At 64.2% G+C, this 12,415-nt stretch carries 11 protein-coding genes; 6 read left to right on the top strand and 5 right to left on the bottom strand.

What is annotated here, in order from left to right; genetic code table 11:
• Positions 1 to 79 precede the first annotated feature (79 nt).
• Positions 80 to 259, bottom strand: coding sequence for a hypothetical protein (locus VIM95_RS04210; protein ID WP_331983345.1), 180 nt, complete (start codon positions 257 to 259; stop codon positions 80 to 82).
• 184 nt (positions 260 to 443) lie between these two features.
• Entirely contained in the window at positions 444 to 1,292 is an 849-nt protein-coding gene (locus VIM95_RS04205; protein ID WP_331983343.1) for a DUF3034 family protein, read from the bottom strand.
• Positions 1,293 to 1,379: 87 nt separating this feature from the next.
• On the opposite strand from VIM95_RS04205, the gene VIM95_RS04200 reads away from it, so the two are divergent.
• The 6 genes from VIM95_RS04200 (at position 1,380) to VIM95_RS04175 (ending at position 10,044) form a co-directional block, all read left to right on the top strand.
• Entirely contained in the window at positions 1,380 to 1,799 is a 420-nt protein-coding gene (locus VIM95_RS04200) for a group 1 truncated hemoglobin (protein WP_331983341.1), read from the top strand.
• Complete coding sequence (locus VIM95_RS04195) at positions 1,796 to 2,437, top strand: methylamine utilization protein (protein ID WP_331983339.1); 642 nt, start codon at positions 1,796 to 1,798, stop codon at positions 2,435 to 2,437. The genes VIM95_RS04200 and VIM95_RS04195 overlap by 4 nt, the downstream gene beginning before the upstream one ends.
• 18 nt (positions 2,438 to 2,455) lie before the next feature.
• On the top strand, positions 2,456 to 4,795 hold the full coding sequence (locus VIM95_RS04190; RefSeq protein ID WP_331983337.1) for a bifunctional diguanylate cyclase/phosphodiesterase: 2,340 nt from the start codon (positions 2,456 to 2,458) through the stop codon (positions 4,793 to 4,795).
• Between the two features lie 99 nt (positions 4,796 to 4,894).
• Entirely contained in the window at positions 4,895 to 6,214 is a 1,320-nt protein-coding gene (gene argA / locus VIM95_RS04185) for an amino-acid N-acetyltransferase (protein WP_331983335.1), read from the top strand.
• A 141-nt stretch (positions 6,215 to 6,355) separates the two neighbouring features.
• Complete coding sequence (locus VIM95_RS04180; protein ID WP_331983333.1) at positions 6,356 to 7,174, top strand: phosphate/phosphite/phosphonate ABC transporter substrate-binding protein; 819 nt, start codon at positions 6,356 to 6,358, stop codon at positions 7,172 to 7,174.
• 5 nt (positions 7,175 to 7,179) lie between these two features.
• Positions 7,180 to 10,044 carry an EAL domain-containing protein gene (locus VIM95_RS04175; RefSeq protein WP_331983331.1) on the top strand — a complete coding sequence of 955 codons (2,865 nt, stop codon included), beginning with the start codon at positions 7,180 to 7,182 and terminating at the stop codon, positions 10,042 to 10,044.
• A 132-nt stretch (positions 10,045 to 10,176) separates the two neighbouring features.
• Here VIM95_RS04175 and VIM95_RS04170 read toward each other — a convergent pair whose 3' ends face one another.
• The 3 genes from VIM95_RS04170 to VIM95_RS04160 form a co-directional block, all read right to left on the bottom strand.
• Positions 10,177 to 10,368, bottom strand: a complete 192-nt coding sequence (locus VIM95_RS04170) for a hypothetical protein (RefSeq protein ID WP_331983329.1) — start codon at positions 10,366 to 10,368, stop codon at positions 10,177 to 10,179.
• 68 nt (positions 10,369 to 10,436) lie between these two features.
• Positions 10,437 to 11,129 (bottom strand): N-acetylmuramate alpha-1-phosphate uridylyltransferase MurU, encoded by a 693-nt coding sequence (gene murU, locus VIM95_RS04165; RefSeq protein WP_331983327.1) that lies wholly within the window; start codon positions 11,127 to 11,129, stop codon positions 10,437 to 10,439.
• 341 nt (positions 11,130 to 11,470) lie between these two features.
• Positions 11,471 to 12,385: a bestrophin family protein gene (locus VIM95_RS04160; RefSeq protein WP_331983325.1), complete on the bottom strand. Its 915-nt coding sequence runs from the start codon at positions 12,383 to 12,385 to the stop codon at positions 11,471 to 11,473.
• Positions 12,386 to 12,415 lie beyond the last annotated feature (30 nt).

Below are 12,415 nucleotides of genomic sequence, written 5' to 3'. Positions count from 1 at the left end.
TGTGGATCTGGCTGCCGGCTTGGGTGGTAATGCTATGCCTCTGCGCCTGGCTACCCGAAGCCAAGCCCTGGCAAACCGCTCAGGCGTGACGGACGGCGAGGGCCTGGGCCAGTTGCACTTGGTCGGCGGCAGCGTACTGGGCCAGGGTGCGTTCGATATGGTGCTGCGAGACATTGGCCAGGCCGTGCACGGCGGCAAACATGGCCAGGCTGACAACGGCGGCGGTACCCAGGCGGAAGAAAGTGTCTTGCTTTTGCATGATGTCGCTCCTTGCGCTGTTTCGGTTTTGATGGACGTATCCTGACAAAACCGGCCTGGCAATACAGGCGACTTGCGACGATATGCAGAAAGGGCGGGACCAACGCCCAGGAGCCCGGATGGAATGCGTTGGGGGCTCAGCCAAGCCGGCTTCATGAAGCAAGGTAAAACCAAGGACGCGAACCCTAGAAATCCACCTTCAAGCTCACGTACGGCCCCTTCTGCTTGTCCTTGTTGGCGATATTGCCCAGATCGGCATAGGCCGCCACCAACGAGAAGGTCCGGTTCGGCGCCCAGGCCAGGAACAGGTCCAGGAAGCGCTCTTCCTTGAAAACCGAGAGGTTGTCGCTCTTCTGCCGGTACTCGGCGCCCAGTACCACATTGTCGGTCAGAAATACCCCGGCGCTACCCTCAAAGCGCAGCTTGCGCTTGTCCGACTTGTCGCCGCCAAAGCCCAGGATGCCCAACTGGTTGGCGCGGGTATAGCGCAACGTGCCATTGAGCAGGGTAGTGCGCCCACCCACGCCGTCCAGCCATACCTTGGTGGCCGCCACATAGGGCTCCACCTCGCTGTCGTGGCGGGCGCCCAATAGCTTGGGCACGAAGTCGTAGTCCTTGTTCTTCTTGGCCATCAAGCCCACGGCCACCTGCGGCCAGGGCTGGTCCTGGTCGAATACCGTGTCGCCATAGACCTTGACCTTCACCCCGAAGATGTCCTGGCGGATGCGCTCGCCCGGCACCGTATCGCCCAGGTCAAAGCGCTGCCGTGCGTAAGAGAGTTCCACCCGGTCAAAGAGGCCTACCGATGCCCCGACCGAATCCAGCCAGAAGCCCTGGCTGTTCACCCAGGTATAGAATGCGTTGCCCGCCACCTCGTCCCGGCTGGCGTAGCTGCCGATCAGCGCCCAAGGGGCAAGGCCGGCGCCACCGGCACCTTCCAGCTGGGTCATGCCAGCGGTGGCAGGGAGCTTGCCGCCGGCAGCGTGCGCAGCGAAGGCAAACAAGGGCAGCAAGGCGTAGAGCAAGGTACGCATGGCACTCCTCCCGAGCTATTAGGCGCATTTTTCTGCAGTCTATACTTTGTCGGGGTTTCTGCTGATTTCCGCCAGGAGGAAGGCATCATGAAACTGAACAAGATCATGCTGGCCATCGTGGCCACGCTGGCAGTACAGGTTTCGGCCGATACGCTGTACGACCGGCTCGGCGGCGAGCAGGGCGTCTACGGCATCGCGTCCGACCTCCTGGACAAGAGTGCCAGCGACCCGGTCACCCGTCGCAGCCTGGAAAAGGTCAATATGAAGCGGCTCAAGCAGCTCATCGGCGAGCAGTTCTGCCAGCTGACCGGCGGCCCCTGCCGATACAGCGGCGACACCATGAAGCAATCGCACGCCGGGCTCGGCATCACCGAGACCGAGTTCTACGGCCTCGTCGGCCACTTGCGTGCGGTGCTGGACGCCCGCGGCATCGCCCAGGCTGACAAGAATGCCCTCCTGGCCATATTGGCGCCCATGAAGCGGGACGTGGTGGATAGCAAGCCATGAGGGTGTTTGGTTGGTGCGAGCCCCTGGGTGGTTGCGGCGCTTTGCTGGTGGGCCTGCTGGTGCCATCGGCCGTTGCGGCCAATCTTGAAGTGACGGTGCAGGATAGCGGCGGCCAGCCGCTGGCCGAGGTCGTGGCCTACGCCGAACCTGTCGGCACCAAGCCCCCCAAGGGCAAGCTCGTCGGCAGCATCGACCAGGTGAACAAGGAATTCGTCCCCCTGGTCAGCGTGGTGCAGGTCGGCAGCGCGGTGAACTTCCCCAACAAGGACAATATCCGCCACAGCCTTTACTCATTCTCGCCGGCCAAGCGCTTCGAGCTCAAACTGTACTCGGGTACGCCCGCTGCACCGGTGGTATTCGACAAGGAAGGCCAGGTGGTGCTGGGCTGCAATATCCATGACTGGATGGTGGGCTTTCTGCTGGTGGTCGATACGCCCTGGTTCGCCAAGACCGATGGCAAAGGCCAACTGGTACTGGCCGACCTGACCAATGGCGACTACGAACTCAAGGTCTGGCATCCTTACCAGGTCGCGCCAGCCGCCAGCCAGAAGGTCAAGGTAGCCGCCGGTGGCGAGACCCACTTCACCTTCCGGCTCAAGCTCGCCCCACCGCCACCCCGCCAGCCTGGCAATTATTGAGATAGCCCTGCCCGCCGCATGCGTACCACCAGCCTCAACTTCCGCATCGTCGTCGCCTTCTCCGGCCTCCTGGCCCTGGTACTGCTGCTGGCCTTCACCGTCGTCAACGTCACCAATCTGCGTATCTCGCGTGCCGAGGCGGCGCAGGACCTGCAAACGGGCGAGCGGGTGTTCCGCCGGCTATTGGAGCAACGCGGCGAACAGCTCACCATCGGCGCCCAGGTGTTGGCCAAGGATTTCGGCCTGCGCGACGCCATCGCCGCGGACGATGCCGACACCCTCTTGTCGGCGCTGGAGAACCACGGTTCGCGTATCCATGCCGACCTCGTGATGCTGTCCAACCTCGACAACATCGTCAAAGCCGATACGGTATGCCCCGAGCGAGCCGGCAAGCCCTACCCCTTCGCCGACCTGCTCAAGCAAGCCAGCCAGCGTGGCGGGGCCAGCGGCATCGAGCGTATCGACGGCAAGCTGTATCAACTGGTAGCGGTCCCGGTACGTAGCCCCATCATCATCGCCTGGGTCACCATGGGCTTCGAGATCAACGACCGCACCGCCCGGGACCTGCAGGCCGTATCCGGGCTGCAGGTTTCTTTCCTTGGCCATAATGGCAAGGACTGGCGGATCCAGGCTTCCACCCTGCCGGATATACAGCGCCTGCAACTGGCAGGCTTCCTCGACCTGGGGCAAGCCAGCGGCAGTCTGAGTCTGGCCGGTACCGAGTACGAAACCCGCCTGGTCAAGCTCGGTGAGAGCCCAGAAGGCCCGATCTATGTGCTCCTGGCCGGCTCGCTGGCCGAGGTCATGCAGCCCTTCCAACAGCTGCAGCGTACCCTGATCGCACTGGCCATCGGCGCCCTGCTGGTCTGCCTGGTGGTGGGCATCCGCATCGCCCGCCGTATCACCGGTCCCTTGCGCGAACTGGCCGAGGTGGCCGGGCGCATCAAGCAGGGGCAGTACCAGCAGGACATCGATACCCGTGACCATAGCGAGATCGGCCAACTGGCCGATTCGCTCTCGCATATGCAGGTCGCCATCGCCGAGCGCGAGGCGCGCATCAGTACCCTGGCCTATCAGGACCCGCTGACGCTCTTGCCCAACCGGGTGCGCTTTGGCCAATTGCTGGAGGAGGCCATCGCCCGTGCCAAGGAAGAAGGCGGTACGCTGACCCTGCTGCTCCTGGACCTGGACCGCTTCCAGCAGATCAATGACACCCTGGGCCACCCGGCCGGTGACCGCTTGCTGGCCAAGGTCGGCGAGCGGCTTACCGAGAGCGTAAGGAGCGAAGATGTGGTGGCGCGCCTGTCGGGCGACGAGTTCGCCATCCTCTTGCCGGGCATCACCATCGGCACTGCCATGCACAGCATAGAGCGGGTACGTCGCTCACTGGAGCGGCGCATGGAGCTCGATGGCCGGCAGCTCGATGTGCGCGCCGGTATCGGAGCCGCCGGCTTTCCCGAGCATGGCGACAACGGCATAGACCTGATCCGCTGCGCCGACATGGCCATGTATCGGGCCAAGAGCAGCGGCCAGCGACATATGCTGTACGACGCCAGCATTCAGCGCTTCCGCGAAGAACACCTGTCGCTCCTGGGCGAGCTGCAACAGGCGGTCGAGCATAGCGAGCTGACGCTCTACTACCAGCCCAAGGTCCGCCTGGAAGATGGCTTGGCTGACGAGGCTGAGGCCCTGGTCCGCTGGATACATCCACAACGTGGCTTCGTGCCGCCCAACGAGTTCATCCCCTTCGCCGAGCAGACCGGCTACATCAAGGAGGTCACCCGCTGGGTGCTGGCGCATGCAATACGGCAGGCCGGCCGTTGGGCCAAGGACGGTCGGCCGGTCAAGGTCTCGGTCAACCTTTCCGCCCAGGACCTGCTCGATCCCGGTCTACCGGCCACGGTGGCCAACCTGCTCGACCTCGCCAGCCTGGCGCCCGAGTGGCTGTGCCTGGAGATCACCGAGAGCGGCCTGATGGAAGACCCGGCCAGCGCGCTCGATACGCTCAAGAAGCTACGCGCCATGGGCCTTTCGCTGGCGATCGACGACTACGGCACCGGCTACTCCTCCTTGGCCTATATCCGCCGCCTGCCGGTCAACGAGCTGAAGATAGACCGGGCCTTCGTGCTGGAGCTGACCCAGAACGAGGGTGACGCGCAGATCGTCCGTTCCACCATCGAGCTGGGCCACCGGCTGGGGCTCAAGGTGGTGGCCGAAGGCGTGGAGGACCTCGCCACGGTTGAGGTACTGCAGGCCATGGGTTGCGACCGTATCCAGGGCTATGTGTTCGGCAAGCCCATGGCGGCGGAGGCCTTCGAGCGCTGGCGTGAGCAACGCGAGGCCACGGCCGTCAAATAGCTTGCTGCCACAAGGCGGATAGGCGGGTTTTTTACGCGGCCACTGCAGCAGTTTCTGCTAATCTTGCGCGGTTCAGATACCCGCCCCGAGCAAGCCGCCATGCCCGACATAGGTTCCCCCGAATTCGTCTTCTGGTTCCGCCAGGCTGCCCCCTATATCCATGCCTTCCGCAACCGCACCTTCGTGGTGGCATTCGGTGGCGATCTGATCCGCGACGGTGACCTCGGCTGGCTGGCGCACGACCTCAACACCCTGGTCAGCCTGGGCGTCAACCTGGTGCTGGTGCATGGCGCCCGGCCACAGATCAACGAGCGGCTGCATGAGGCCGAACTGCCTTGCCGCTTCGAGCAGGGTGTACGCATCACCGAGCGCGAATCGGTCAACCAGGTGCTGCAGGCCATCGGCCAGGTCCGCTTCGAGATCGAGGCCACCCTGTCCATGGGCATGGCCAATTCCCCCATGGCCAATGCCGATATCCGGGTGGCCGGCGGCAACTTCGTCACCGCCCAACCCATCGGCGTGCGCGAAGGCGTGGACATGCAGTACAGCGGTGAGGTCCGTAAGCTCGACGTCGCCGCCATGCGCGACCGGCTGGAATTCGGAGAGACCATCCTGCTCTCGCCCATCGGCTATTCACCCACCGGCGAAGTCTTCAATCTCACCCTGGAAGATGTCGCCACCTCGACGGCCGTGGCGCTGCAGGCCGACAAGCTGATCTTCCTGCTCGACCAGCCCGGCGTGGTGGACGAGGAAGGCACCCTGCTCAATGAGCTGACCGCCGCCGAGGCCGAGCATTACGTGCCGAGCGAGCTGCATGTCACCGACGACATCGACTTCTACCTGCCCTGCTGCATCCGTGCGGTACGGCACGGCGTGGGCCGCGCCCATCTGATCTCGCGGCATATGGACGGCGGTCTATTGACCGAGCTGTTCACCCATGAAGGCATAGGCACCATGATCTCGCGCGAGTCGCTCGAGACCCTGCGCCGCGCCACCATCGACGATGTCGGCGGCATCCTGGCGCTGATCGAGCCGCTGGAAGAGCAGGGCGTGCTGGTCAAGCGCAGTCGTGAGCTGCTGGAGCGCGAGATCGAGCGCTTCGCCGTGCTGGAGCACGACCGCAAGATCATAGGTTGCGTCTCGCTGCATACCTTCGAGGAGGGCGAGATCGCCGAACTGGCCGGGCTGGCCGTCCATCCGGACTACCGCGACGGTGGACGCGGCGAGCAGCTGATGAAGCATGTCGAGCGCGAGGCACGCCGGCTCAAGATCAAGCAGCTCTTCGTGCTCACCACCCGTACCGCCCACTGGTTTATCGAGCGCGGCTTCAAGCCGGCCGATGTCGAAGTGCTGCCCATGAAGAAAAAGACCCTCTACAACTGGCAGCGCCGCTCCAAGGTCTTTATCAAGACGCTATAAGTGCGACACCGGCAGCAGTAATTGCAAAAGCGGCTGCCGAATTCGAGCGACACACTGAACGCACTGCTAGGCTGGTGATACCGGAGCGGTTCCGGCGGCCCTGGACGACCGCCGGCCAGACAAGCCGGGCGGAGAGTTGCGATGTTGAGGTGCTTGTGTCTGCTTGCCATCCTGGCAATCGGCCCGCTGCTGCATGCAGAGAGCCCGGACCTACGCATCGGCCTTGAGCCCTATTTCACCCCCCGCTTGCTGATCTCGGGCTTTCAGCCACTGCAAGCCGCGATGGAGAAGTCCTTGGGTCGGCCGGTAGTGCTGCTTACCGCGCCCGATTACCGCCAGTTTGTCCGCCGCATTGAGAACCACGACTTCGATATCGTCGTGATCGGCCCGCATACCGCCCGCTATGCCGAAGAGCAGGCCGGTTATGTGCCGGTGCTGATCGGTCGCAGCAGCCTCGTCGGCCTGGTCGTCGTCCGCCGTGAAGCCGGCCCGCGCCAGGTGGGCGACCTGGGCGACGCCACCATCGCCCTGCCCGATCCGCTGACCGCCACCGCCATGCTGGGCGAGGAATGGCTGCGCAAGCAGGGCTTGCGCGTGTCGCTGCGCTACTATGACTTTCACAACGCCGCCGCCATGGCTGTCGTGCGGGGTGACGCCCAGGCCGCCATCGTCAACAAGACCGCCTTTGCCAACATGCCCGGCGATATCCGCGACGGTTTGCGGGTGCTGGCCGAGACCCGCAGCCTGCCGCATATGGTGGTACTGGTCGGCGGCGACGTGGACCCGGCGCTGCGTAAGCGTTATACCGATAGTCTGGCCGGCTTCGTCAACTCGCGTGAGCATGGCGAGAGCTTCGCCGGCCGGGTAGGCTTCGCCGGGGCCGATGCCATCAAGCCCGGCGAGCTGGCACCGGTCGAACCTTTCTATCTTGAACTCAAACGTCGTCTGAAGGCGGAATAAGCAACATGCAGGTTCCCTTCTTCCGCACCTTGCGGGCCCGGCTGGTCCTTTCCATCCTGCTGGTGCAGTTTGCCGTGCTGGCGGTGCTGCTGAGCTCGGTCTCGCAGGTCTGGTCCGAGATGGTGCTCAAGGCCACCGATATCCGTATCCAGGAACTGGGTCGCCTGCTCAACGCCTCGCTGGCGCCGTCCATGGCCTCTTTGGACTACGCCCCGGCCTCCGAGCTGCTGAACGGAGTACGCACGCCCGAGGGCATAGACTACCTGGTGCTGTTCGACCGCCAGGGCAAGGTGGTGGCCAAGCAGGGTTGGGATGCCGGCGAGGCTGGCCTGGGCCGGCCCTTGCCGTCGCCGGACGATCTGCGCAAGCTCGAGTCCAGTCGCGACATGCCACCCATCGTGCATGTCAGCATCCCGGTCGAGATGGCCGGCCAGCGCTATGGCCAGCTGCGTTTCGGCATCTCCACCGAGATGCTGCGGGAATCGGCCGACCGTATCGTCTGGCAGATCACCGGCGTGGTGGTGACCGGCGCGGTGGTATCGGCCGTGCTGCTGGCCCTGATCGGTTTCTGGCTCACCCGCCGCCTTTACCGGCTGATCGACGCCGCCGAGCAGCAGGCCTCGGCCAGTACCCCCGCAACCATCGAGGTCGATGGCGACGACGAGGTCAGCCAACTGGCCGAGCGCTTCAACCAGATGTCGGCCGGCATCCAGGAACGGCTGGAAGCCCTCAAGCAGAGCGAGGAGAAATTCCTCGCCATTGCCGACTACACCTACGGTGTCGAGCTATGGCTGGACCCGGAAGGCCGGCTGGTCTGGGTCAATGCCTCGGTATCGCGCTTGACCGGCTACACCGTGGCCGAATGCATGGAGATGCTGCACTTTCCGGTGCCATTGGCGGTGCTGGAGGAGCGTAGCAAGCTTGGCGAAGCCGTGCACAAGGCGCTGACCGGCACCCAGGGGCAGGACTTCGAATTCCGCGCCATGCGCCGCGATGGCAAGACCTTTTGGGCGGCCATGAGCTGGCAGCCCATCTACGACACCCAGGCCAATTACCTCGGCATCCGCGCCTCCATCGACGACAACACCCAGTTCAAGGAAGACCGGCTGGCGCTCAAGCGTGCCGTGTTCGAGCTGCAACAGTCGCAGGCCCTCAACCAGACCTATCTGTCGCGCGCCGAGGGCGAGCGTGCCCGCCTCACCGCGCTCCTGTCGGCCATGCGCTTTGGCGTGCTGTTCGTCGACAACGACAATCTGGTGGTATTCCACAACCCGGCCTTCAAGACCCTCTGGCTGATCGATGACGCCACCGTCATCGTCGGCAAGCCCATAGGCCAGGTCCTGCAGATGGCGCTCAACCGGCCGGCCAACTACGACTTCGCCAGCCACCTCGAGGCCGGCGACGCCATGGCCTCGCTGGATGTCTACCCCGGGGATCTGACCATGAACGACGGTCGCATCGTCACCCAGCACAGCTACACCGTGCGCGACGAGACCGGCATCTTCACCGGCCGGCTATGGGTCTACGAGGACGTGACCCAGGAGCACATCCTCAACGAGCGCATGGTCTTCCTGGCCGAGCGTGACGCACTGACCGGCCTGCACAACCGGCATGCCTTCCAGGAACAGCTTGAGCGCATGCTGGCCGAGGCCGAGCGCAGCCAGGACGCGCTGGCGGTACTGTACTTCGACCTCGACGAGTTCAAGTACGTCAACGATACCTTCGGCCATGGCGCTGGCGACGAGCTGCTCAAGCGGGTGGCGCACGATATCTCCGGCCAGGTGCGCCGCAATGAGTTCTTCGCCCGCCTGGGCGGCGACGAATTCGCCATCCTGGTCCCCAACTGCGACGAGGCCGAAGTCAGCCATCTGGCAGCGCGCGTGGTCAGCACCGTGTCCAGCATCCAGCTCAATGTCGACAACCAGCCGCTCAGGCTCTCCTCCAGCCTCGGCATCGCCATGTACCCCTTGCATGCCGAGAATGCCGAGGACCTGGTGGCCCACGCCGATACCGCCATGTACCAGGCCAAGAGCGCCGGCAAGGCGACCTGGCGCATGTACCAGGCCGAGCGCGATGGCAGCCGCGAGATGGTGAACCGGTTGACCTGGAACGAGCGCATCCAGCAGGCGCTGGAGTGCGATGGCTTTGTACTTTTCTTCCAGGGCATCTACGAGGCACGCAGCCGCAAGGTGGCCCACCTGGAGGCGCTGGTGCGCATGAAGGACCCCAACAATCCCGGTCATATCGTCCCGCCCGGCCACTTCATCCCGCACGCCGAAAAGAGTGGCCGCATTCTCGATATCGACCGCTGGGTGATCGGCGAGAGCATACGTATGCTGGCTTCCCGTCCCCATATGCCCTCGATTGCGGTCAATATCTCCGGCCGCAGCTTCGACGAGACCAGCCTGCCCAACTACATCAGCGATCTCCTGCGTGACCACCAGGTTGCGCCCGAGCGGCTGATGGTGGAGCTGACCGAGACCGCCGCGGTCAGCGATATGCGCGACGCCCAGCGCTTTATCGAGGCGCTACGTTCCACCGGCTGCACCGTCTGCCTGGACGACTTCGGTGCAGGCTTCTCCTCTTTTGCCTACCTCAAACACCTCAAAGCCCATGTGCTCAAGATCGATGGCCTGTTTATCCGCGATCTGCCGCGCGACCACGACAGCCAGGTCTTCGTCAAAGGCATGGCTGCCATTGCCCGTGACATGGGCAAGCAGACGGTAGCCGAATTCGTCGAGGACGAAGAGACGCTGAAGATGCTGGTCGAATTCGGCGTCGACATGGTGCAGGGCTACTACCTCGACAAGCCCGTCCCCGACCATCCCGCCCTGTCCATGGCGGCCGACGCTTTCGCCCCCATGCATTGAGCCTGAGTACGGGCTAGCTGGTGCGAGCGGTCACTCGGGCGCCGAGGAGCGTTCGATCATTGGCAGCGGCACCAACAAAAAAGCCCGCGTGATGCGGGCTTTTTTGTTGGTGCGTGAATGACCGATTTGCGATCAGGATCCGGGCTGTTGTTGCACCGGTACCTTCTTGGTTGGGTAGTTGACCCAGACGATCTGGCCGCCACCGATGCGGGCGCCTTCGTTGACCTTGGCGATGTATTGGTGGTCGATCACGTATTCGGATTGAGGTTGGGAAGCGCAGCCGGCCAGCAAGGCCAGGCAGGCGGTCAGGGCAAGCATACGCATATCGGGTCTCCATAAACACCGCAAAACGGGTGCATGAACCACATATAGGCCAGCCCTGGCCGCCTTGCCTACCCTGGGCGACGAGCGGCGAAGCGGGCTGCCTCCAGCCGCTCGACCGTGCCCACGTCCAGCCACTGCCCGTCGTAGCGCTCGCCATGCAGCCGGTTCTCGCGCATGGCCGCCAGAAAGAGCGGCAGCAAGGGGCCGGGCCGGTCGGCCGGAATCCCGGCAAAGAACTCGGGCCGATAGACTGCAATGCCGGAAAAGGTCAGCGGTACACGTTCCCCCTCGCACGGCAGCACCTGGCCCGCAGCATCGAGCGACAGGTCGGTACCGGTCTTGTAGTCAGGCTTGCCGACCATGACCAGGTGGGCACTGGCGCCCTCGGGCAGGTTCTGCGCCAGCAAGGGCAGGCGCGCAAAGGGGTAGTCGGTATAGATATCGCCGTTGATCACGGCAAAAGGCGCATCACCCAAGAGCGGCAGGGCGTGGGCGATGCCGCCGGCGGTCTCCAGCGCCACCGCCTCCGGGGAATAGCGGATCTGCAGGCCGTAGTTGCCGCCGTCGCCCAGCGCGGCCTCGATCTGCTTACCCAGCCAGGCATGGTTGATCACCACCTCGCGTATGCCTGCCGCGGCCAGCCGGCGCAGGTGCCAACCGATCAGCGGCGTACCGGCCACGTCCAGCAGGGGCTTGGGGGTATGGTCAGTCAGGGGCCGCATGCGTTCGCCGCGGCCGGCGGCAAGAATCATCGCGCGCATAGGCAGGTCTCTTGGTGGGGGTAGTCAACCCAGTTGGTTGGAAAGTCGATACTCATTCAAGGCTTTGACGAGCGTCAGCGAGGTACCCCGCCGGCGGAGCGGCTGCCAGAGTTCTCGGCGCTTTAGCGCCCACAACCTGTGCGCGCAAAGCTGCGGGAGGGGCCGGGGCTCAAACAGGGGAGAGTCCTGCTGTTAGGTTTCACCAACGGTGAGCGCCCGGGTGAGCGAAGTCGTTGCCACCTTCAGGTGGCTTACTACTTCGGCCTCCTCCTTGCGGGGATAGCTCGGGCGCCCGTGCTGGGCAATACCCTGATACGACGCCAGCCAGTTTATCCGGGCTCTCAACGGAGGATGTAGTTCACGGCAGTTGGGGGTGATGGCAAGTCGGTCTCGCCACACAGCTCGCGCAGGTTGAGTTCGATATTGGTCGCCAGCGCGTCCAGCGGCAGATCGTTGGCCATGGTGCCGAAGGGCTCCTCGATCTCCTCGCCTATCGCCTCCAGCGCAAAGAAGGTGTAAGCCATGAAGCCCACCATGATGGGGGTCATGATGCCTATGCTGTCCACCAGGCCAAAGGGCAGCAGGCAGCAGAACAGGTAGACGGTACGGTGCAGCATCACCCCGTAGGTAAAGGGCAAGGGCGTGCCGGCAATGCGTTCGCAACCGCCTATGGCTTCCCCGAGGCCATCGATATGCCGCTCCAGCGCCGGTGCCAGCCATTCCGACAGCAGACCGTCGCGACGCAGCTGGCGCAGTTCCTCACCCAGGAGCAAGAGGATCTGGGTCGGCTTGGAGCTGCTGTCCTGCAGGCGGGCAAACTGCACCGGGCTCAGCCATTGGGCCAAGGGTGACGTGTCGGCCTGCTCGCGCAGCTGCAGCTTGAGCGCATGCACGCAGGCGATCACCAGGTGGATCAGGCGGCGGCTATGTGCCGGCGGCAGGCTGGTCAGTGTCAGCAGCTGGCGCGCCAGCGCGCGCGATTCCACCAGCATGGCGCCCCATAGCTTGCGAGCCTCCCAGTAGCGGTCATAGCTCGCATTGTTGCGAAAGCCCAGGAAGATCGCCAGTGCAATGCCGATCAGGGTAAAGGGTGTGGCGGTCAGTGTGACCTTGCGGTCGGCCAGCTCGCCATGGCTCAGCACCACGGCAACGGCCAGGCCCATCACCAGCAGGAGCTGCGGCAGGATGCGGGGCAGCACCGAACCGCGCCAGACAAAGAGCAGGCGCAGCCAGTGGGGGCGGGGGCGAACGATCATGAGGTATCAGCAGGGCGAGGGAAGCGTCGC

The sequence above is a fragment of the Chitinimonas sp. genome (assembly GCF_036568685.1).
Classification (GTDB): Bacteria; Pseudomonadota; Gammaproteobacteria; order Burkholderiales; family Chitinimonadaceae; genus Chitinimonas.
This window is presented reverse-complemented; position numbering and strand designations above follow the sequence as displayed.